Here is a 23,882-nt window from a genome sequence, read left to right as displayed (position 1 = left end):
AAAAACAAAATCATCTCGTTCAGCATTTACATGCAGTACCCCATGATAATCTCCTGACAAGATTTGAATCCCCTGCAGTGACAAGTGAGCATTCAGTAGTGAACGTTCGTCGCAAATCACTGGATCTTTGTGTCTACCAAATGCAGTATTGAACTGCCCCTTCTTGTTCACACGGTAGAGACCGTTGTAGCATGTTTTGTTCAGGTAGATGAATCGAGCAGCCTGCTCCAATGGTGACATTACACTTGGGTTGAGAGCCCGTACTCTGTAGTAGAAGGTTGATTCATTCCTGAACTGTGAAAGTGATCGAATCAATCTCTCTACGTCGTCTCTAACAACTCGAAATACTGTCATCAACTCATCGTTACTGTCCGATAAGACAGCACGTTGTGGAGCCAGATCAAAGAAGAGAGCACCACCACCGACGAACGGTTCCAGATAGTGATTATAAGTATCTGGGACGAACTCGCGAATGGTAGAAGTAAGATGCTGTTTTCCACCAGCCCACTTGAGAAACGGTTTGCGTAGAACGCTTGTTACTGGATTGTCGAACAGGTTAAATCCTTATCTGATCTGTTTGAGTCCTTGCAAAGGTCATGTGCGAGTTGCTAAATTAGTTCAGTATCGTGACAGAATGAAACGACAGAACGTGTTTTTGAAGCCTCAAACTCGTCCTGAAGATAGACTCGTCTAAATCTCTGGAAAGGAACGCCAGTGCAACTGCCAAAGAGTGATGCAACCCTACGAGATATTTTGGACTACTTCGGTTCAACGGCTCGACAAATTCCCGATTCAAATTGCTTAAGTATAGACGGGAATCAAGTGAGTGTACTCAAAAATTATCAAATCATCTCTAATCTTTGTGCAGAAGGTGTAATTTTAAATATAAAGTTAGTCGAAAGTCAAGATGGACGTAAGGCAAAGACTCTTATCTACTTCAAAGCGGAATACACAGATTATCTTGCTCGAAAGACGACACACTCTCATGCATCAGAAACTTTGCCACAAGCATACGCTTACAGTAAGGCACCGACAGATTCGCAGAATCCTGAACCACTATTGCCGGATAATGAGATTGAGCTAACTAATCTCGTAAATTTCATCGATGGTGAAGTCCCCATCGATGAAGGTGTCATTGTACCAGTTCCCGATGTTGATGATTTTGAACCACAGTCGACAGAACATTTACCTATAGTTAATGCTGAGGTAATTCGTAAGCGTTCACCTTCAAAAAACCATCAGTAAGTCTTTGCTAGTGCAACCCACTTTCTCTGGCATGCAAACTCTGCTTGCAGGTAACGAGCTGTTTGAATAAGAGGACGATCAAGATAAGTGTTATGAACTATTCTGGGTAAAGAGAACGAGAATAAACTTGTGATGCAAACACGATCAAAGTTGTGAATAAGTGTCTCGTTCAATCAGATTCGTCCAATATCCTCATATTGTTATTGAGTGTTCGATTGAGAACCTAGTCTAATGTCAAAATATTCCGAATATTCTAATCTAAGACAACTTTAAGTGGTCATTGTAACAGTAGTATTTACTAGTTTATAGAGTGCCCACTATAATAGATGAAACCCATAATACTTAGTACAGACACAAAGAATCCAACTGTATCTGTAATGCGTGACTTTGATGCGATTGAGAAAGAAACTTGATTGTTGTCGAGAAGTTCATTCGAGAGCTAGCAAACGACTGCAAACGCTATTTTTTGTATTCCCGTATCGCTTACCACAGATGAGATCAGAAAGAGAAAGATTAAGAGATCGATCACAGTGGTGTGGGTGTTGGGGTACTCATCAATACCTCACTCTCTTTGATCGTCTCTTGAAGCATATGCGTTAGAATGATAGTTTAGTATAGCAGGAATGGCTTTCCCCGTAGCAGTCCATTTCATCCCGTTTGTCGTAACCTGGTTTGTGATTCTTGGGCATTCGGTTTCGGCTATTAAGAGCCCACCGGGTCGCCTGTAGAATATTCAAACACCACAGCCCGTATCGCATCCAGCGGTAGGGGCTGTTTCTGTTTTTGCCAATCCAATCAATGAAAGGAAACACCAATCATGACACCAGAACAACTGGCAGCACGAAAACTGCTGCTGAAAATGTTTACAACTTCCCATGGTCGCAACATCATCGATAGTGGCAGCGCATACGGTTATTCGTCAGACTACAACGCACGCTTGGGACTTGACCAGCAACCGCTGATGCTAAAACATGAATGGATAACCCACAACCGTGGTACCCATGACACCAGCGTCCATTCCAGCTATCAAGTCAACACCCTGAAGTACATTGAAGCATTCGTATCCGGTATTCACCAACCGCTACAGACCGCTTGCGACGAACAGGAACTGACATTCAGTGGCAACTGCGAATCGATGAACAACTTCATCACAACACAGTATCCCGACTTGGAAGTTGACTGCTACGCATACGGCTACACCTACAACATGGGCGGGCAATGCCACCTGCATAATGACATCGTTTATGGACTGTACTTCGTGAAGCCGTTTGGTGCATCCAACGAATTCAGGGAAGCCATCTTGGGACTTCAGGTTCACGTCGGATGCGATGCCAGGTGGGGATTTTCATATCCCGGTTTCTTCAAGATCGACGGTTACGATGTGCTTGACGGATTCCTGATGGGACTGTCAAACGCATCAATTTATTGTAGTGAATGTGATGCCTGTTGGGACACTCAGAATGGCGGCTACAATTGGTCTGGAAGGCCTCGTAGCAGTAGTGGTAATGTACTAGACTTGAATGATTTTGTTGCCACTACGGGGCGTACAAATCGTTCTGGTATAGTTAAACTATCACATCCACGCTATGGTGATACCTACTTGAAAGCGCGATGTCCGATGTGCCAGAAAGGCATACTATCAGTGGATGTCAACATCTGCTGCTGAAGTACCATTCACACTTATTTATTCAGCCCGACCGATGCAAAGCGCATCGGCTTTTTTGTTTCTACCAATCGAAAGGAAGAAAAATGAAACACACACAACTAGGCAGCATCCCAGTGATCGTGATGCCTGCAACCGAAGCACGTCAGTTAGGTGTCTTCGATACACCGAATGATGCCAACAGCGCTGTGCCAAACTATCCGCAGGTTTACGGCATTCGTCATGCAGACGACGACTGGTCGTTACCAAGGTCGATTGAACGCAGTGTAATCGTAAACCGTTACGGAATTCTACTGACAGCACAACCGCTACCAATGGAAGTAGATGGTTCCGGTATTGGTCTAATCGAACTGACGGATGCTGAAATCGACATCATTCAAACCGCCATGGGGGAACGATGAAAAGCACTATACGACTATGGTCATCCGCAGATCTGGACAACATCCGCAACAATGTTGATCCATTCCTGACGACCGTTTTCCTGAACAAGAAGACATTTAGTCTGGCAGAAATCCGGGCGTATCCATACCACCTGCGAAAGACATTTGTGATCGACTTCGATGGTGGTGAAATCGTGACGGTTTATGCCACCGATGTGGACAGTTTGCATCGTTTTCTGGCAACCGAATACCGATCCGACCGGATAACATCCATATCGGAATATCACATCACATTCACGGATGTAGCAATTCAGAAAGGGGTAATAGTATGAGTGGTGCAGCCCATTTACGACTGTCGGAAACGCTTGTCATGCACGATAGTACACTTCCAGTTGGCACAGATATTCGCTTCTGGGACACACAGGAAATCATGGTCTATGATTCGACGTTCAATGCCATTCTGCATTACGACCTGCTGATGCTACATGCAGATGGTATCACGTTCGACAGACACGGTGATGATGGTGATGAATTTGTGCGATGGAAGGTGTCAGGTATTCGCAAGTTTGCAATGTGGTTGCAGACACAGATCGCAGTCGATGACGAACTGGATTATGCTACTACCGACGAATACACCGACTTGCTGCAATCGATCAATACCGCATTGAAGTTGTTCGACGCTGGTCAGGTTGAATTCTACGGATCAACAGATGATTCCGAACTGTACTTCAAAGTCTGGTAATCAAAGAAAGGAAAGCACAATGAAACGAACCACATTCCGTGGTGTCGATGTGATACTTTTGTATCCATCCGAAGCCAAACGGATCAAACCAAACATCCCATTGGAACAGAAGATACCTGGGTTTCCACACGTCTACGGTATCCGGCACGCAGACTACAAATGGCGTATGCAACAGCATCGTCTTGGAAGAAAGTATGTGAACGAATTCGCCGACCTGCTGGCGATGAAACCAATAACATGCGATCTAAACCAATTCGACCGCACGATTGTGCTGACTAACGAAGAACGCGCAGAACTGCATCGCGTATTGGAGGGACAATGGCATTCGGTGAAGTAATCGGATACACCTAGTCCCGAGCAACAGCGTAAAGCCATTCTGGAGTACGCCAACGTTCATGGGTATGAAATCACGAATTGGTACGTTGACTTCGGTAAGTCAGGTACTACTTTCGAACAACGACCCGAATTTCAACGAATGCGACAAGTAGTCGATTCCAGTCCCCCATTTAAAGCAGTGATTTGTTACGACGAATCTCGATGGGGCAGAGCGATTGACCCAGAAGAGAACACCTACTGGCGAGTACACTTCCGTAACCGGGGAGTCGATGTTGTCTTGGTAAAGACATCCATTGACCCCAACAACGACTTTGCACCGATGCTGAAGTCATTCGAAGGCATTCAGGCTTCCATGTATAGCAAAAAGCTGTCAGAAGTCACGCTACGAGGCGCACTGGACAATGAAGCCTACAGTAACGGTGGAACAGCGCCCTATGGTTACAAACGAGTAGCCATCCATCTTAAGAACCAGACAGAACGAGTTTTAGCGGAAGGTGAACCCAGCATTCACAAAGTCGAAAAAGTACTCTGGAAACTTGGTGATCCACACGAGATAGAGATTGTCCGTGAGATCTTTGAAATGCGGTCACAAGGCAAATCCTACGTAATGATCGCCGATGCTCTGAATAAGCGAGGTGTCGCTTGCCCCAAACGAGGTAGGTGGAAGACGAAAGATCAGAAGTGGGCAGGTAACACCGTTCGAACCATTCTGGATAACCCCACATACTGTGGAATGCGTGTTTACAACCGCTTGAGTATGAGTAAGATCATTGCCAAGCAGAAAGGCAAACCACTCAAGACCAATTTCAAGCGACCACACTTCAAGAATGATCCTTCCGAGTGGGTAATCACGGAAAATGCACATCCTGCCATAATTGATCAGGAACTGTGGAAATGCACCAGAGCTGTGACTGAAAAGTCACACGCAAAGAGACCCAACCAGTACGTCATCAGAAGCGAGTACATCCTGTCAGGAATGATCCAGTGTGGTAATTGTGGTTTCAACTTCCAAGGATGGTCAACAAGACGTGGTGAGAAACGCTACACCAAGTATGTTTGTGGCGGTCACGTCAACAAGCGAGTATGCCAGAACATTAGTATTGCATCAGGAGCTATTGAACAATTTACCCTTAAGGCAGTAACCGAAACCCTTCAGGACGCTAAGATTGCGGGACGCACAGAGGAATTGCTTCAGGAACTGATGGAGTTTGCCCCCAAGCTGGATGAGGTAACTGCAAAAAGCATTGAGAAGGCACTGGAAGCGAATTCTAGGAAGCAACAGAATCTTATCAGTGTCATTGGTAGATCGGGTGATAGCCCGGCTCTAGGTGCCTTAATGAGCAATCTGGAGAAGCTGGTTCAGGACGAAAAGGACTTGAAAGCGCAGTTACAAACGATTGCCGATGATGGTCACAAGAAACTTGAAGTCCATTCAACGGCAGACCTGGTTCGGAATTTCATCGACAACTTCGAACAAACCTACCATGAGTTACCCCCCGACGAGAAGAAAACGATCATGCGTAAGTGTGTCTCAAAAATCGTTTTTGACCCCTCTAAAAAGGTGGTACACTTTGCTATTCGAAGGATTCCTACAGCAACGCAAGTTATTGAAAAACTATACACTAAAAAAGAAGCACTCATGCAAAAATGCATGAGTGCAGAGAGTAGCGGGGGAGGGATTCGAACCCCCGACACGCGGATTATGATTCCGCTGCTCTAACCGACTGAGCTACCCCGCCGAAGGCAACGCTCAATATATATGCTTTCCACCTGCTACACAAGACCTTACTTGGATCGAGTAAATAGATCATCGGAAATCGAAGGACTGTGATGTTTTTTGTAAGAGCACTCGAACCGTTGACCTCTTTCGGCGACTCGGATTTTCTCAAGTCATATTCTCGCCGAACTCGTGAGAGTCGGTTTCAAACGAGCGGCTTTCGTCGGGAACATACTTCGCCAAGTTAACAGCGGGGACACAGATCGCATCCACTCGATTGGTCGTTCTCAAGCAATAGGTGAAGAAAGAGAGGCGTATGCCATTCGCCCCTGCTGCTAGTGGCTACGGGCTTCTTAGCCCGTTGTGTAACTGTACGTTGGACATTCCTGTCCAACGGGCGTAATGTGAAAATTAGTTATATAGTCGGGGTACGGACGGGTCTCCAGACCTGTTTTTTAGCGAATACGAGATTCGCCTTTTCGTTTTTTACCGGCGGGGACGCCGGTGGCTACCATAAAAGGGGCGTATGCCATACGCCCCTACACCAATCACCAACCGCGACAGGATGTCGCAGCCACACACCCATCAAATGCCACGGAGATTCTCTTTCGAGAAGGCGGCTTCCAATGCCGGATCGGTAAAAATACCATCCTTACGAATCAATTTATCGTCGAACCAGATTTCACCGCCGCCGTAATCGGCACGCTGCACGAGCACCAAATCCCAGTGGATAGCCGAAGCGTTGCCATTCGGCGCTTCATCATAGGATTGACCCGGCGTCAGGTGAATCGAACCGGCAATCTTCTCATCGAAAAGCGTATCCTTCATCGGATGGAGAATGAAGGGATTAACACCCAACGAAAACTCGCCGATGTAACGCGCCCCTTCGTCGGTATCGAGAATGCGATTCAACTTTTCCACGTTGCCGTCTGCAGTTGCATGAACGATTTTCCCATTCTCAAAGGTAAAGGTGATACCGGTGAAGACCGTTCCTTCGTAAAGCGAGGGGGTATTGTATTTGATGACACCGTTCAACGAATTGCGCACCGGCGCGGTGTACACCTCGCCATCGGGGATGTTGCGTCCGCCGTCGCATTTCACGACGGGAATGTCCTTAATCGAAAATGTCAAATCGGTGCCGGGTCCTTTGAGATGGACTTTATCAGTCGCATCCATTAACGCTTTGAGTTTATCTTCAGCAATCGACATCTTCGCATAGTCGGCGCAGCATACTTCAAAATAGAAGTCCTCGAATTTTTCCTGTGATGTTTCGGCAAGCTGCGCCATCGCATTATTCGGATAACGCAAGACGACCCAGCGCGTCCGCTTCACCCGTTCTTCGAGATGGACCGGGTGATAGAACAACTTATTGAATGCGTCCTTCTGTTTTCCATCAACATCAGCAAGATCGAATGGATTGTCGGAACCGCGAAGCCCGATGTAACAATCGGCTTGCTTCATCAGTTCGAGATGGAGTTCCGCCATTCGTTCCATCTGCACCGGGTGAGCTGAGCGTAGGAATTGACGGAGCAACGACTCGTCGTTATAGTACCAGAATACCGTCGCCCCCTTTTCGGTGGCGAGACGGATAATCTGCTTTCCCAGTTCCAGCGTTTCTTTCCCTTTGATTTCCAGATACAGCGTTTCACCCGATTGAATTTCAAGTGAATAGTCGATCAATTGTTTTGCGAGAACTTCGTTGCGGTGGTCTTTCATGTTGTTTCCTTTTTATTGTGATGTCATTGCGAGAGTGCGTAGCACCGAAGCAATCCCAGTAGTAATCGTATCAATGTGGGGAATTCGCTGTACGGCAGATGACAAAGCGATCCCGATCCGGAAAACTTACTTCCCGAGCATCTGTTCGAACGAATCTTTCCGGTAACCGGTAAGCGGCTCGAATAACGAATTCGGATGATCGCGGCTTTCCAATTTTACGACTCGGGTTACGGTCGTGTTCCCCATAGCGACCATCCGAGTTTCGATGGGGAAGCCTTCCCCCAAAACGGTTTTCATTTTATTTAAATCGTCGCGGCTGACGCCCAACGCCTGAAATACCCATTCAAAGTATGAAATCGCGCCGGGATACGCTTTGGTGGAAATCCAGAGCGACTGCTCATCGACGATTTCCAACATCCCGCTGCGTTTTTGTAAATCGAGGGCGACTTCGTAACAATCCCATTCGCCGATTTTCTTCGTTTTACCGGTGCGGTAATAGGCGTCGCCCCGCAGTCCCGGGTCTTTGCCCGCTTCCCCGGAGGCGGCTTGTCCCATAGCGGCAAGTTCCTTTAACATCGATTGCGGCATTTCGATATAACTCTTCTCCGTTTCGTCGAACATCCAGATTACCCCCAGATCGTTGCGGGCAATCGTGATGGTGCTCCCTTCCTCGGCACGGAAGCGGTCGGAAGCGGCAAAGATTTTTGCGATGTGGGTGTTGTCATTGCTTCCGGTCGTCTGTTCGACATACAGACCGGGGGCGGCATACACACTGACTGCAAGGAAAACGCAGAAGAGCAGCGTGCGGGAGAGATATTTGGTCATTGGGTGTCCTTTGGTAACTATTAAAAAATACGAACATCTCAGGCAAACCGGCAAAGTGAGCATTTAGGATATCAAATAACTGCCGATATCATAGGTACAACCCGGCGTAATATCGTACGATCAGTAAACTAATCTTATGTTACGGTGTCAAATCAAGGAACCGCTTTGTAAATACTTGGTATCAGAAACGTTTACGGTTAACTTTACAGAGTTAAGTATGAAAACCTCTAACGGACATCCCCGCAATAAACGAGCGGTCGCCGGGCATAAGCTTCGCGATCAGTATGTACTCTATGCGACTTTTACCCATGACATTGCGAATTTGTTTCATGCTATGCAGTTCTTGACCAATGAGAACGAAATCACTGAAACCGATCAACTGAAATTGCGTGAACTTGCCCGTAAAGGGGCAAAGTATATCCAATTTGTTCGGAATTATATGCAACTCGGTGAGTACCCCCATAATGAACCGGTTGCCATCGCCGATATCGTGAATGCTGCGGTAGATGAGATTGAATTGTTTGCCGCGACTTCCGGGGTACGTATCCTGCGCGACGATTTGTCGGGTACCCTGCATCACGTCGATCCCGCGATCCTGCGCGAAGCGATCTTAGGAAATCTGTTATACAATGCGGTGAAATTCACCCCGCCCGGAAAAAACGTGCGAGTCGGTTCCCGAATCACGAAAACTCATGTTGCAATACTGATAACGGACGAAGGTCCGGGGATGCCAAAGGATTTAGCGGAACGCATTGGCGATGCCCGTGAAGTGATTCCTTCACCAGGTGCGCGCGGTGAAATTGGCAGCGGTATCGGTTTGGTATTGACGCATCGTTTGACCGAACGTATGGAAGGGAAACTATCGTTCGTGACTCCCTTTACGATCGAGGGGGGGACGCAAGCGGTGTTGGAGTGGCGGAATTAACTAAAGTGATGACATCGCTATGTTTATTAGGATTGTTACAGCGAATGGCGACATTCGCTTTTCTTTTCATCCATTGTAACCGTGTTCCCGATTTCGTACCATTGAAACTGTATTTCCTTTTCCAATGAGTGGTTTTATCGGGAGCGCTATGTTGTATTCCAGTGCGGGGACACTGTTGCCTTTAGGTACCGGCGGTTGGATGGCGACCGCGGAACGCGAAACCAGCGCATATCTCTGGCAGCGCGGCAACCGTACGATTTTGCTCGATGCTGGCAGCGGCTTGCGGCGGTTAGGCGATTGTGACTGCCTCGCACAACTGCAGGCAACCGAAAAGATCTACCTCTTTCTTTCCCATTATCATCTTGACCATACGATTGGATTTACTTTCCTGTCGCGTTTCCTGAAGCCGGAACAAACCTTGGTGATTTGCGCGCCGGATCGCACTTTGTGTTACTATAATCCGCGAGAAGCGCTCGAAATGATGTTGCGGATGCCGTTTTATCACACTCCGTTCCCGTTTCTCCCATTTCACACCGAAATTAAGGAACTTCACCTCGGTGAAAACGATGTCGACGGGATGCCGGTAACAGTCTGGCCGCAGAAACATAGCGACACCTCGGTCGGATATGCCTTCGATTCGACCCTCGCCTATATCTCCGATACCTCGGTGCTGGCGCGAGCGATGGAGCCTTGCAACGGCGTCCGTTGGCTGTTGCATGAGGTGTACTACGATCCCACAGATGTCGCTGAGCTGGATCGTAACGAAAACCGGGAAGCGATTCTCCACCATAGCTGCGATACCGAAGTTGCTGAATTTGCGTTGCAATGTGCCGCCGGAAATTTAATCCCGATCCATTTTAATCCGACGCATTCGCGGGAACGCTACGTAGCACAAATAGAACGGTTGGCAGATAGCATCGTCGACCTTACCATCCCCGAAGATGGAAAACTGATTTCCCTGGGATAAATCGTGATTCGAGCCATTCTCTTCGACTTGGATAATACGCTGGTCGATTTTCTACGGATGAAAAATGCCGGGGTCGATGCGGCAATCGTCGCAATGCGCGATGCGGGATTATCACTCGACGAGGAGGTATTGCGACGTCGGATATTTGCGATCTACCGCGAATACGGCATTGAGTATCAGGAAGTATTCGATCGATTACTCGAGGGATTTCCCACTCCGAGTCCCCGTTTATTAGCGGCGGCGATCAGCGGGTACCAACGAGCTTGGCACAACCATCTCGAACCATACCCCGGTGTTCGAGTGACACTGGCTGGACTGTTAAAGCGGGGAGTTCTACTGGGCGTTGTATCCGATGCACCGCGGAAACAGGCATGGCTGCGTTTGGTGGAAGCCGGGATCGAGGTCTTTTTCGATACAGTCGTCGCCTTCGAGGATACTGGGAAACAGAAACCGCATGCCGCTCCATTTCAATTAGCGATGACCCGATTGGGGGTCGGTTCGGGCGAAACGCTGATGGTGGGGGATTGGCCGGAACGCGACGTTCATGGCGCGCAAGCGCTGGGAGTGAAAACCGTGTTTGCTCGGTACGGCGATGTCCACGAAGTCGTCGAAGCGGGTGCGGATTTTGAAATCGACCAACCGGAACAGCTCCTTGCAATTGTTGATCAATTAGGAACACCGTACCGGGAAATCCTTCCCCCGAAACAAGAAATTTTGTTATAGGAGAGTGTCGTATGGCGACAAGCGGCGTAGGTATCGATGTCTGTACGGTCGACCGGGTACGCGAATTACTCGAGACTGATATGGGCGATTACTGGATGGAACGGATTTTCACGACGGTCGAACGGGAAGCGATGAAGAAGCGGTTTCATTCGGAAACTGGCACGCAACGCGCCCGGTTCGCGGTTCATGTCGCAGGGATGTACGCGGCAAAGGAAGCGATTGGGAAGGCGACCGGCAAAGGATTGATGGGCGAAGGGCGCTTGGCGTGGCAGGAAGTAGAAATCACTCATACCGAAGACGGCGCGCCGGAAGCGAAAGTCCTCAATCCCAAATGGTCGAACCGGCGATTCGATATCAGCATCAGTCACGATGGCGGAATCGCTACCGCGTTTGCAATCCTTTGGCCGGAAGAAAAGTAGCTTGACCCATTGCTTTCGTTTTGGGAAATCCGAAAAAAAGAAGTAGTATTTCCTGGTATGATTTCAATTACAATTTCATTTGAAAAAACATGATACCGATACTATCCAATGATGCAATGCGCAATGCCGACCGCCGTGGAATCGAGGGGTTAGGCATTCCATCGCTCGCGCTAATGGAGTCGGCAGGGCGGGCAATCGCCGATGAAGCCGGTCGGATTATCGCCGGTACGGCAACCGCGACGCTTGCTGGTAAACGTTTACTCGTCGTATGTGGTACTGGAAACAACGGCGGCGATGGTTTTGTTGCCGCCCGGCATTTGCTTAATCGCGGTGCCGAAGTGTGGATGCGGCTCATCGGACCCCGGGAAAAAATCGACGGGGATGCGTTGGCGATGCTACACCCGCTCGAGCGATTACGGGAAATGAAAGGAATGAAGTTCCAAGGGCATATCGACGAGTTACAGCCAATGGAACTCGATACCTTATCCTACATCCGGTTCGACTTGGTAATTGATGCAATATTCGGAACCGGATTGTCGGGCGTATTACGCGAACCGGCACTGCTCGCTGTCGATCTTATGAAGCGACTACGCAAAGAAGGAATACCAATCCTTGCGGTGGATATCCCGAGTGGTGTTTCCGGTGATACCGGAGAAGTGTTGGGCGATTGTGCCGGCGCAACTGTCACCGTAACCTTTGCCGCTCCGAAACTGGGGCATCTGCTCGAACCGGGGAAAACCCTTCGCGGCGAACTTCTTACCCACGACATTGGATTACCAACCGAGATTTTGCACGAATTAGCAACAGCCCACGCGCCGGAGCTGAGTGATGTACAATTGGCATTGCCGACGATTGCACCCGATGCTCACAAAGGAACTCGCGGAAAATTATTTGTGTTAGGCGGTTCGATGGGATTGACCGGCGCAATTTCGTTAACGGCGAATGCCGCCGTTCGCACCGGCGCTGGATTGGTCGTGGTGGGTACGCCGGAAACAGCCGAGGCAGTGGTTGCGTCTAAATTACTGGAAGCAATGACCGTCGCATTACCGGATCGCAACGGGCGATTGAGTGAAGAAGCGGTTGCGGCATTACCGCATTGGAGCGATTGGTCGCATGCGTGGGTCATTGGTCCCGGCATGGGACGTGACGTAGGTGTGACGACGCTGGTACGGTTGGTGTATGAAAATGTCGAACAACCAATGGTGGTTGATGCTGACGCGTTGTTTGCATTGGCGGAGACGGCCAATGAAACGGGAGTAATGCCGCGTCCCGGCGGGGTACGAATTCTCACACCACACACCAACGAATTCGCTAATCTTACCGGAATGCGGATAAATGAGTTTGTTGCAAACCGGGTGGAAGCGGCACGCCACTTCGCGCAAACCAATCGAGTCGTATTAGTATTAAAAGGAGCGCCGACAATCATTGCATCGCCTGATGGCAGAATCGCGATTAATTCGACCGGAAACGCCGCGCTGGCAACCGGTGGCAGTGGCGATGTACTGGCGGGCATGATTGGCGCATTGCTTGCCCGCATGACGTTACAAAAAGAATATGATCCCTTCACCGCTGCCTTTGCTGCAGTATGGATGCATGGGAGAGTCGCCGATCATTGGGTGGATGCCGGTGGTTCCGTTTCCGCATTTTATGCGCAAGCAATTCTCGACGGATTGCCGCAAGTTCTCGCCGAGGTGACGTGAGTACGAGATATCGTTCACTGGATCGCGAAAAATCCGAAATCGAACCCGAACGCCTGTTTCATCGGGGTTGGCTTTTGTTTACGATAGTATGGGCTTTGCTGTTAACCGCGGCGTCGCAGATACCGGGACGCTCATTTCCCAAATTAAGCTTGCTCTCGCATGATAAATTGATACACCTTTCGATTTACATACCGCTCGGATTTGGTGCAATGGGAGCGATCTTTTACGGGTGGCGGTTGCGGCTAACGATTTGTTTACTCTTCGTTGGCGTGTTTGGTTTTGCCGATGAAGTGCATCAACACTTTGTGCCGGGTCGATACTCCAGTGTATTTGACTGGTATGCGGATATCACCGGTGGTGCGATCGGAGCGGGATTATATTATTTGTGGGATCGCTGGCATAGTGGTCCAACGAAAGTCAGTCGAAAATTTCTCCAACAATAACATTAGCAAGCGAGGGTACTCGTGGCGGGAACTGTTAACAAAGTCATATTGATCGGGCGGCTCGGACGCGACCCGGAGTTAAAGTACACCGCGAATGGTGCGGCAGTTTGCACCTTTACGCTGGCAACCGATGAAAGTTATGTTGATCGAGACGAAAACCGGCAGGAACGCACCGAGTGGCACAACATCGTTGTGTATGCAAAAAAAGCGGAAATCGCTCACCAGTACCTCAAGAAGGGGAGTCAGGTTTTCATCGAAGGGCGAATACACACCCGTGAGTACGTCGATCGAGAAAATGTAAAGCAACGCCGCACGGAAATTATCTGTAATGATTTCACTATGCTTGGCGGTCGTCCACGAGACGATGGCGAGTCTGCCAGTGAGAGCAATTATGGAAATGTGTATGGTTCCAAACCCCAACAAGGCCCCTCGGGACCTCGTCCCGCGGGGAGAGATACCGGTCGAACCTCCCCTCCGAGTGCTCCACCTCCGGGAGTAGCTACGGGAGGAAATATCGATGATGACTTACCCTTTTAACCATTGTTATTGAGTTTCTCAGGCGTTTTTCAATACCAGATAAAACCGGGATGTGGTCGGAAACGAGATCATACCCCGGTTTTTTTTCTTTTTGGGAAAATTTCCTTGCACTCGCTGCAGTAGGATATTACAGTCTGCTACATCTTGGTGAAATAGGTTTTACCCTGATTTTAGTTTGTTTTACCACGCATCACGACGTGGGAATAAGATAGTACACTTGCGTTTTTTACGTAAGTGCTTTTGATTTCATTCCATTCTTCAACACACAGGAGCGCGTTATGAATCATCGGAATTGGATAGTGGCGGTTACGGCGATATTGCTTATAGCAATGTTCGCAGTAAGCGCATTGGCGGCACCTGAAAACCCGCAAGTCTCGGCAAAGAATGCGCGGCTTCAGGCAATCGCTCAGAAGGTGATGAACGGGCAACCGGTCACACCAGAAGAGAAAGCCGCGGCCTACGGATTAATCGAGGAAATGAGTCGAGCTAACAGCCCGGTGAATCCACCGGCGATCGATACGCAAGGCGGCCCGGATGCCTTCGGATATCGTTGGATCGACAACAACGCTGAACCGACAGGTCCAGTATATAACTGGGTCGACATTTCAGCTACGGGAACCGAAGTCGGAATTAATGGAGACGATGTTTTATCGGCAGCGATTCCAATCGGCTTCACATTCCCATATTATGGAACGAACTACACAACGTTTAAAGTCTGTACAAATGGTTACATGTACGTTGATGCAAGTCAGACTTCACAAACGTGGACGAATCAAACACTTCCGGCAACAAGTGTCCCCAATTCTGTGATTGCACCATTTTGGGATGACATGGTAACTTCTTCCAACGCAATGTTAAAGTATCAGGTGGTTGAGGGAAGATTAGTCGTAAGTTGGTTGGGGATTAGCAGTTATTCTGGTGGAACTGGTACTTATACTTTCCAGGTAATCCTTGACCCATCAGGATCGATTTTGTTCCAGTATAACACCTTAGGATCTTCGGTTGCCAGCTCGACTATCGGTATTGAGAATACAACCGGTACAGTTGGTTTACAGATTCAATACAATGGAACCCCTGCAAATACGATGGCAGTCGCAGGACGCGCGATATTAATCTCAACCCTTGGTCCGGCGACAAACCCAGTTCCGGCAAACGGTGCAACGAATGTTCCGACCAATGCCGTTTTGAGCTGGACTGCCGCTTCTGGCGCAACTGGTTACGATGTATACTGGGGCACCGACAATCCGCCGATGACCATGGTTTCGTCGAACCAAGCGGCAACGAATTACACCCCGGCTTCGATCGCAGCCAGTACTACTTACTACTGGAGCATCGTTGCTCGCAACGCCGCATCAACCAATGCCGGTCCGGTGTGGAGCTTTACTTCCGGTGCGGGTGCAGCACCGAATGCGCCATCAAATGGCGTATTCACCAATGCGTTGATGCAAGAACTTACCGGAACTTTCCAAGATAACTCGACCGATGAAACCAGCTTCCCCTATTATACCTCAACTGACGGCGCAAACTTTACGTTTGGCGGCAGCTGGGCAGGGATTGCAGGAACCGGAACCCGACCTTGGGGATTTGTCGGCTTAACACCCGCAACCCACTATTGGGGACGAGTCTTTGCGACCGGTCCTGGTGGAACTTCCACTGGCTATGCCGAAGCAAATGGCTGGACGTTGGCAAACGTTCCTGCGGCACCGTCGATTGGTACCGTGTCTCACAACTCAATTGGTGTAACGATTAATAATAGCGGCGCTCCGGCGAACGGCGCTGCTGCGCAGTATGCACTGTATGAAACTACGACCAACACGTATGTGCAGGCTGATGGTACATTAGGTGCAACGGCAGGTTGGGGTGCGTTACGTACCGTAACCGTTACTGGATTGACTTCTGGCGCGACCTACACGTTCCAAGCGAAAGCTCGCAACGGCGCTGGCGTAGAAACGGCATTCGGTCCAACCGTCAGCCAGGCGACCAACGACATCAATGCCGGTGGTCCGGATGGCGGTGGCTATCGCTACAAGAATCAGCTTGCAGCCGGTGGTCCGACCTATGGTTGGATTACCCCGAGTGGCGCGGCGACAACCGTAACTGGTTGGTCGAGCACCGACGACGGCTCAGCCGGTCCATTTAATTTCGGTTTCAACTTCAACTGGTATGGCACAACTTACACCCAGTGGTATGCAGGATCGAATGGTCGTATCCAATTCGGCGCTCAAGATCCATATAGTTATACCCAAGCGGCTCTTCCGTTGTTGAACTATCCAGCTGGTCTTTACTTCTGGAATGGTGATATGTCGGTTTCCAGCACAACGGTGCAATACGAAAACCTGACTGGTCCCAACCGCTTAGTGATCACCTATACGAACCTAAGAAATTTAGGAAATACGTATGGCTTGGATGCACAAGCAATCATTTACGAAACCGGTGAAGTGCTAATGCAATTTGGTCCGCAGACAGGAGCGCCTTCGTTCATATTCTCCGGTATCCAAAGCAATCTTGGCGCAAATTACTTAACCTATCCGATGATGCCGACCAACGGCACCGCGATTCTTTACTTCAGCTTAGGCGCACCGTCAACTCCGGTCCCCGCCAACTTGGCGACCGGCGTTCCGACCAATACGCAACTGAGCTGGGCGGCTGGCGCAGGTGCGACCGGTTACGATGTGTACTTCGGAACTGACAACCCGCCGATGACGTTGGTATCTGCCAATCAGGCTGGTTTGAATTATACCCCGACGTTAGCACCGAGTACCACGTATTATTGGAAAGTCGTTTCTCTGATGGGTGCATCGACCAATGCTGGTCCGGTATGGAGCTTTACCACGGGCGCCGGCGCGGCACCGAATGCCCCGACCGATGCCACGTTTATTTCGGCAACCACGAATACGATTACCGGTTCGTTCATGGATAACTCCACGAATGAAACTGGCTTCCCATTCTATGGCTCGCTGAATGGAACAGACTACACCTATGCATTTACCGCTCCCGGTGTCGCGGGAACTGGTGTTCGTAGCCAAACCCTCTTTATGCTGACTGCAGGTACCCATTATTGGACCCGTATTTTTGCGGAAGGCGCTGGTGGAACATCGTTGAACTATGCGGAAACCAATGCATGGACGTTACCGGCAACTCCGGCAGCGCCTACCCTTGGCGCACCGACGTTTAGCACGATTCCAATTACCTTAAACAACAATGCCACCGATCCGAATGGTGCTGGAACAGTCTATTCGATTCGTGTCAATGGCACTTTGTGGGTGCAGGGGAATGGTTCGCTTAGCGCTGTTCAAGCGGAAGCTCCACTTGCAGCATGGAACTCACCGCCATTAGTGGTGAACGGTCTTGCTGGCAATACTTCTTATACCTTTGAAGTCATTGCGAAAGCGGGTACGGTTTCTTCTGCATTCTCCCCGTCGGCAACGGTATCAACGACAAGCTGGTCGCCGAATCCCAATACATACACGCCAGCCGTTGGCGTATTACCGGCAGCGATTCTCGACGTAACCACCACTGACATTCCGATTATTGTAACCGGTACTGGTGCAGTAACCGATATCGATGTCCGAATCTCCGGAACCCATACATGGGTAAGCGATGTCAGCATGAACTTGATCCACCCGAGTGGAGCGCCGATTGTTCCGTTGTTCTTAAATCGTGGTGGTAGTGCAGACAACTGGACGAACATGATTCTTGACGATGAAGCAGCCGCGTCGATTGCGACTGGTGCCGCGCCGTTTACCGGAACGTGGATTCCAGAACAACCGTTAAGTGGTTTCGACTTCCTGGAAGCGTCAGGAACTTGGATTCTCCGCGTTTACGATGCCTACAATGGCGACACAGGACAGATTACCTCGCTTGAGCTTGCAATGGGTATCAACGCGGCAGCGCCTCCAGGCGCACCGTATGGTCCGACCCCGACGAATGGCGCGGTTGCAATCGGTCCGAACCCGATATTGGGTTGGAGCGCTGCCAATGCAACCACCTACGATGTGTACTTGGGAACCACGAATCCGCCGACTACGGCAGTTTCGATGGGTCAAGCCGGCACTACATTTGCGGCGGGTCCATTAACCCAATCATCCACATATTACTGGTACATCAACGCGCATAACGTGAATGGCGCAACCCCCGGTCCGGTGTGGAGCTTTACAACAGCGACCCCGCCGACGAGTTTAGCAGCCGTTAACGATGGCGCCAACGTAACGTTAAACTGGAATCCATCAACCGGTGGCGAACAAGCTTACGTGGAAAACTTCTCTGGTCCGACTGCACCAGGATTTACTTTCTACAACGCTGGTTCGACTTACATGATTGATGGTGGTTACCTGAAGGCTGTTAATACTCAGACTGTTGGTAACTGGGACTTCCAAGGTTACTATGCCAACACGTATACCGACGTCTCGGTTGAGACCTCGTTGTTGCGTCCCGACGACGTCGACAATAGCTATATTATCGGTTTACTCGTCCACGGTAATGGTGGTTTGCTCGACGGTACGGGCACTCCGTATAGTGGTTATGTATTCGGCATCACCACCAACGGTTATTACAATGTGTGGGTTGTCACTGGCGGTACAATCGCGTCAGTCACTGGCTGGGTAGTTACACCACTTGTCAATACTGTTGCAACAACCCCGAACGTGGTTAAAGTGAATGCAGTTGGCAACCAATATGCCATGTACATTAACGGTACTTTGGCGTACACCTTGACCGATGCGTCCTTCCCATCCGGGTTGGTTGGAATGGGAAGCTCCGGTACTATTGCTGGTAGTGCCGTATGGTGGGATTACTTCCGTATTCAAACGGCTGGTTTCACACTGACACAAGGTCAAAATCCGGCGACCCCGGCAATCGACCGCTTTGTGAGCACGAAGCCCGGTTATGTTTCAATGGCTGAAACACCGTTCTGCAATTTACCGGCAGTCAACAATCCGTATAATCGTCCGATCGGCTATGCGAGTGAAGCGATTGATGCATTCATCAACTATCGCATCTATCGTAACAGCACGTTACTTGCGACGACAACTGATACATCCTATGCCGATGTATTACCCGACTACGGCACGTATACTTACTATGTAACCTCTGTATATACCGAAGGGGAATCCAACCCGACGAATAATGCAGTGATTACATATTTGCCGCCGACTCCAGGCGATCCAACCGCTTTAACCATTACCTACTCGGGTGGTAATGCTGTATTGAATTGGACGGGTTCGACAGGAACGGTTACCGGTTATCACGTCTATCGTTTCGCTACCGGTTACTTTACGCCGCCGACTTCGGGCACCTTAATTGGTTCGACCGACAATGCGACGTTTACCTATACCGACACTGGCGTAAACGGTCAATACTACTATCGCGTCACGGCATACAACGGAATCGCGACCTCTTCCACTCCGACAGGCGGGAGTGAAAGTGTGATCCGGACGTTAACTCCGACGACGAAATAACCATAAGTGACGGCTATCAACCATAGCCATCCATAAATCGTTCAAATTGAAGTAATTCCGTAAGCTCCGGCGGTGAAAGCCGCCGGAGTAAAGCGGATTCGTTGAGATTGGTTCAAAGTTTTGCTACTGTGACCTGCTTATTCCATTTCTCTCTCTCATGGTTTCATAAGCGAGGTATTAACATGAATAAACTGTTAACAATCGCGGCTTTGCTGTTGCTTGTTGCATTTGCATTTGCAGCAAAGGGCCCGATAAATATCCCGGCAGCGGATCTCGTCATGGATCCGACTGGCGGACTTTCTCCGACGTTACCCGGCAATGAACTTGATATGCCACAGCCGGATTCGTTGTTATATGACGATTTGGTAAACGCTGGCAGCTACCGTTGGTCAGGTGGCAGCTCACGCTGGGCGGCAGTCCGGTTTACGCCATTAAGCAATTTTGAAGTCCGCTCGGTTTATGCAAGAATTTCAAACTCGTGGGCATTATCAAGAAGAGTAAAAATTTATGCCGTCGCCGCATTAGCCGGCAACGATTCAGTTCCCGATTGGGCGACAGTTTTGGCTGAAACCGATAGTATCCAAATGCCAACCACAACCTCTTTCTGGCTGGATACTACTTTTACAACGCCCTTTACGCGTAGCGCGTATCAAGATTTTTGGATTATCATTGGACCGTTGAACGAGGGAACCCCCACGGTGAACGGTACCGGTCCTTGGTTCTTGTTTGACACGAATGCCGACAATTTCCGTCGTAGTTGGACACAAACTCCAGCAACACAATGGAATGGCGCATATACCTATAACTCTGGGTACGATTGGAGAATTCGGGTCGGTGGCGCTTACGCCGGACCATTTGTCGAATTAGCAACATCAGCGACTTGGGTGGCGAGTACTCGATACTTCAAACTGAACACATTCGGACCAGATACAGTAAGATCAACTGTAACGAATTATGGCAACACTGCGACAACAACCTTTGCTGTTAACTGGGAAGCTCGTGATTCCAATAACGTATTAGTTTGGTCATCAGTCTATAATGGAACCGTTATTGGTGCACGCGGTGGTAGCGTTACTGTTACTGCGCCGGATTTGATGAATTTAACGGCATTAGGCAGATACACCATTACTTGTGTCGTAAGTGCACCGGGTGAAGGGTTCTTGTCGAACAACAACTCTTACCTCGAACAAATGGTTTACGACAATACAGTTGCGACCGAATTCCGGTATGACGATGGTACATACGATGGAAATCAAGTATTCACCGTTGGAAACGGCAAGGCATTTTTGTATGTACCCAATGCCTATCCGGCAATGTGCGATAAAATTGTAGTCTATGGCGGTGGTGGAACGGCGAATTTATTCCTTTACCGGAATGATGGTACTGCCGGAGCACCAGGTACATTAGTGTATTCTTCCCCAGCCGCAGTTACACTGAATGCCGGTCGTAACGAATTCGATATTCCGAATCCGTTCATTTCAAGTGGTGGATTCTGGGTTGCATTTACCGATGCGGGCGCTTTACAGCTCCCGATCGACGCCACCCAACCGGTTGCATGTCAGAATCAGCAAATGCGCGTAGCGCGTTCGGGAACCTCTGCGGCATGGGCAGCCGATTACGGTCCTGATCACCCGGTTCGTCTTGTTATTGCAACGCCGGAGAATTACGCGGTAAGCGTTTCCAGCAGTACGTCAAATGGATTTGTCGGGACCGATGTCTGGCACACGATGACGATTACCAACACCGGTTTGAATAGCGATACCTATAACTTGACCGTTAGCGGCGGCGTTTGGCCGGCCGCAATCTATGACATCACTCGTACCAACGTGTTAACCCAGGTTGGTCCATTGGCTTCTGGTGTTGCACAACAAGTCGCCGTACGCGTCTCTGTTCCACTCGGTGCGGTGAATGGAACCTCGGACGGTTCCTCGTTAACAGCGACATCGCAAACGTCCGGCACAATTTGGGCGTCCGGTCTTGCGACAACAATTGCTGAAGCGCCGATGAATTTACCGGTTGTCGAAAACTTTGAGAGTGGCGTATTCCCGCCGGCTCGCTGGTCGGTAACCAACCCGGATGCTGCAACAATAACTTGGGCATCATACACCGGCGGTGGCAACACATCTGCCTATCTCTACTTCTACAATTATGCGTCTTTAGGGCAGTTAGATCATCTGATCACTCCGCCATTGAATTTCGTCGGAGCTACCGGTGGTCAAGTTCGCTTCTCTTACAGCTATGCAACGTACCCCGGCAGCAGCGATACGCTGATGATTTACGTCTCCTATGACAACGGTCTGACGTTCCCGGATTTGGTGTATAGCAATGGCGGCGTTGGTTTACAGAATAATGCAGCCACCACCAGCAACTTTACTCCGGGTACTTGGAGCGATATTACAGTTCCGCTTCCCGCTGGTGTTATTGGTCAGAACGATGTAAAACTTCGCTTTACGACTAAGAACGATTATGGCAACAACCTATACGTCGACAACATTATTGTGTCGGTGCCGGTTGCCGGTCCTTCGTTCTTAGCATCGCCCAGCCCGTTTGATTTCGGGAATGGATTGATCGGAAATGCAACGGCAGGTAATCTTGCCATCTCGAATTTTGGTGGTGCCACCCTTAACATTTCTGGTGTAGCATTTACCGGTTCGTTTACTGGCGCAACTGGCGGCTTTACCGTTGGTGCCGGTGCGACCGTGAACTATCCCATCACCTGGACACCAACCGGAACCGGCGCGAATGTTGGTACGGTTGTCTTTACCCATGATGCGGCAGGTTCGCCTTCGACGATAAACCTTAGTGGTAACTCCATCGGTTACGTTGCGAATAGCGGCGGACCGGATAGCTGGGGCTACACGTTTACAACCGACCGCGCCGTTGGTGGTCCGACCTACGTTTGGGAAGATATCGCTGGTGCAACATTAATCTCCACCACTGGTAATCAAGACGACGATTCGTGGCAGGTTACGTTACCCGTTGACTTTGACTTCCAATGGTATGGTCAACCAGCAACAACGTTCTGGGTAAGCTCGAACGGCTTTATCACCTTCCAAACGGCACAACCGCCAACCTTGGCAGGTAATCCAGCTTCGTTAGGTACGGCAGTACCCAATGCTTATATCGGCGTTTTCAACGACGATTTGATTTATGGCGATGGCACAACCGCATGGGGCGGCGTGTACGGCGAAATGACCGGTACCGCACCGAATCGCGTCTTTGTGATCTCTTGGATCAACATGGATCAATTCGATGTGCAACTTGGAAACTATGTAACCTTCCAGGCCGCACTCTATGAGTCGTCGAACCATATTGAATGCAGCTATGCAGATGCAACATTTGGTGACACCGAGTTCGATTATGGCGCTTCCGCCACGTTTGGTATCGAGGGTTGGAATGGTACGTCGACTTTGGCGTATTCAATTAACAACATGACATCCGCGGCAGTAGGTGCGAACAGTGTTGTCAAGTATGTCTATCCGGGTGGAATGACTGCTCCGACGCTGTCAGCGACCGTTTCCGGAACAGAGTTGGTTTTGAACTGGACAGCGGTTGGAACCGGCTCCTATTACATGTTGTGGTCAAGCTCCGACCCGTATGGCGGAACTTGGTCGAATTTACTTTCAACATTCTCGACCACGACGACCTTTACCGGTTTGTTCGGTGGTGCTCCGGTTTACTTTAAGGTGACCGCGTTGGAACCATCGGATGCAACGGGAACCCCGCGCACTGTTGGAATAACCGCAGTTGATGCGAATTCGCAATGGCGGGTAACACGCTCGGTTACTTCCAAGAAGTAGTATTGTTATCAAATTGTTGGAGTGGTTTCTCCACCGTTTTTGATCTTTGAGAGAATGCAGTGGCTCCGGGAGCGGATTTCAGAGTAGGGGAGGTAGAGTTTTCTTGTTAAGAAAACGCTCTCGGTTGCCATTGTGATTGTTACGACATTTTGCCCGAATTTCAACGCTCTCGGGGCAAATCGGTTGACCTGAGTTCTAAACAATCTTTTCGTTGGATTCGGGTTTTGTTGATGTTTTTTTTTGTTGTTTTGGATTCTGGCTTGCGTTGCTAATTCGGATGTTGTACAA

General features: G+C 49.5%; 18 protein-coding genes and 1 tRNA gene. 15 read left to right on the top strand and 4 right to left on the bottom strand.

Annotated features, from left to right (window positions below):
• The coding region (locus tag OEM52_02080) for a Dam family site-specific DNA-(adenine-N6)-methyltransferase (protein MDK9698926.1) at positions 1-555 on the bottom strand (555 nt) is incomplete at its 3' end.
• A 159-nt stretch (positions 556-714) separates the two neighbouring features.
• On the opposite strand from OEM52_02080, the gene OEM52_02075 reads away from it, so the two are divergent.
• From OEM52_02075 to OEM52_02050, 6 genes are all read left to right on the top strand, one after another.
• Positions 715-1,245 carry a hypothetical protein gene (locus OEM52_02075; GenBank protein ID MDK9698925.1) on the top strand — a complete coding sequence of 177 codons (531 nt, stop codon included), beginning with the start codon at positions 715-717 and terminating at the stop codon, positions 1,243-1,245.
• An 817-nt stretch (positions 1,246-2,062) separates the two neighbouring features.
• Positions 2,063-2,911 (top strand): hypothetical protein, encoded by an 849-nt coding sequence (locus OEM52_02070; GenBank protein ID MDK9698924.1) that lies wholly within the window; start codon positions 2,063-2,065, stop codon positions 2,909-2,911.
• An 83-nt stretch (positions 2,912-2,994) separates the two neighbouring features.
• A complete protein-coding gene (locus OEM52_02065) occupies positions 2,995-3,309 on the top strand; it encodes a hypothetical protein (protein MDK9698923.1) in 315 nt (104 codons plus the stop codon).
• Positions 3,306-3,620 carry a hypothetical protein gene (locus OEM52_02060; protein MDK9698922.1) on the top strand — a complete coding sequence of 105 codons (315 nt, stop codon included), beginning with the start codon at positions 3,306-3,308 and terminating at the stop codon, positions 3,618-3,620. The genes OEM52_02065 and OEM52_02060 overlap by 4 nt, the downstream gene beginning before the upstream one ends.
• Positions 3,617-4,030, top strand: coding sequence for a hypothetical protein (locus tag OEM52_02055; protein MDK9698921.1), 414 nt, complete (start codon positions 3,617-3,619; stop codon positions 4,028-4,030). Before OEM52_02060 ends, OEM52_02055 begins: the two co-directional genes overlap by 4 nt.
• 19 nt (positions 4,031-4,049) lie before the next feature.
• The gene (locus OEM52_02050) at positions 4,050-4,367 is read left to right on the top strand and encodes a hypothetical protein (protein MDK9698920.1); all 318 of its coding nucleotides are present in this window, start codon (positions 4,050-4,052) and stop codon (positions 4,365-4,367) included.
• A 1,664-nt stretch (positions 4,368-6,031) separates the two neighbouring features.
• On the opposite strand, the gene OEM52_02045 is transcribed toward OEM52_02050, so the two are convergent.
• The 3 genes from OEM52_02045 to OEM52_02035 all read right to left on the bottom strand — a co-directional run bounded on the left by OEM52_02045 (position 6,032) and on the right by OEM52_02035 (position 8,624).
• Positions 6,032-6,105, bottom strand: a tRNA-Met gene (locus tag OEM52_02045).
• Between the two features lie 563 nt (positions 6,106-6,668).
• A complete protein-coding gene (locus OEM52_02040) occupies positions 6,669-7,799 on the bottom strand; it encodes an aminopeptidase (GenBank protein ID MDK9698919.1) in 1,131 nt (376 codons plus the stop codon).
• A 126-nt stretch (positions 7,800-7,925) separates the two neighbouring features.
• Positions 7,926-8,624 carry a DUF4412 domain-containing protein gene (locus OEM52_02035; GenBank protein ID MDK9698918.1) on the bottom strand — a complete coding sequence of 233 codons (699 nt, stop codon included), beginning with the start codon at positions 8,622-8,624 and terminating at the stop codon, positions 7,926-7,928.
• Positions 8,625-8,841: 217 nt separating this feature from the next.
• On the opposite strand from OEM52_02035, the gene OEM52_02030 reads away from it, so the two are divergent.
• The 9 genes from OEM52_02030 (at position 8,842) to OEM52_01990 (ending at position 23,594) form a co-directional block, all read left to right on the top strand.
• On the top strand, positions 8,842-9,549 hold the full coding sequence (locus OEM52_02030) for a sensor histidine kinase (protein ID MDK9698917.1): 708 nt from the start codon (positions 8,842-8,844) through the stop codon (positions 9,547-9,549).
• 148 nt (positions 9,550-9,697) lie between these two features.
• Positions 9,698-10,516: an MBL fold metallo-hydrolase gene (locus OEM52_02025; protein ID MDK9698916.1), complete on the top strand. Its 819-nt coding sequence runs from the start codon at positions 9,698-9,700 to the stop codon at positions 10,514-10,516.
• 3 nt (positions 10,517-10,519) lie between these two features.
• A complete protein-coding gene (locus OEM52_02020; protein ID MDK9698915.1) occupies positions 10,520-11,239 on the top strand; it encodes an HAD-IA family hydrolase in 720 nt (239 codons plus the stop codon).
• 11 nt (positions 11,240-11,250) lie between these two features.
• Positions 11,251-11,658, top strand: coding sequence for a holo-ACP synthase (locus OEM52_02015; protein ID MDK9698914.1), 408 nt, complete (start codon positions 11,251-11,253; stop codon positions 11,656-11,658).
• 89 nt (positions 11,659-11,747) lie between these two features.
• Positions 11,748-13,358 carry an NAD(P)H-hydrate dehydratase gene (locus OEM52_02010; protein ID MDK9698913.1) on the top strand — a complete coding sequence of 537 codons (1,611 nt, stop codon included), beginning with the start codon at positions 11,748-11,750 and terminating at the stop codon, positions 13,356-13,358.
• Positions 13,355-13,801 (top strand): VanZ family protein, encoded by a 447-nt coding sequence (locus OEM52_02005; GenBank protein MDK9698912.1) that lies wholly within the window; start codon positions 13,355-13,357, stop codon positions 13,799-13,801. The genes OEM52_02010 and OEM52_02005 overlap by 4 nt, the downstream gene beginning before the upstream one ends.
• Positions 13,802-13,822: 21 nt before the next feature.
• On the top strand, positions 13,823-14,338 hold the full coding sequence (locus OEM52_02000) for a single-stranded DNA-binding protein (GenBank protein MDK9698911.1): 516 nt from the start codon (positions 13,823-13,825) through the stop codon (positions 14,336-14,338).
• 278 nt (positions 14,339-14,616) lie between these two features.
• The gene (locus tag OEM52_01995; protein MDK9698910.1) at positions 14,617-19,794 is read left to right on the top strand and encodes a hypothetical protein; all 5,178 of its coding nucleotides are present in this window, start codon (positions 14,617-14,619) and stop codon (positions 19,792-19,794) included.
• A 182-nt stretch (positions 19,795-19,976) separates the two neighbouring features.
• On the top strand, positions 19,977-23,594 hold the full coding sequence (locus tag OEM52_01990) for a choice-of-anchor J domain-containing protein (protein ID MDK9698909.1): 3,618 nt from the start codon (positions 19,977-19,979) through the stop codon (positions 23,592-23,594).
• Positions 23,595-23,882: the final 288 nt, after the last annotated feature.

The organism is bacterium (assembly GCA_030247525.1).
Lineage (GTDB): Bacteria > Electryoneota > JAOADG01 > JAOADG01 > JAOADG01 > JAOTSC01.
The sequence above is the reverse complement of the archived record's forward strand: the minus strand, read 5'-3'. Positions and strand labels throughout refer to the sequence as shown.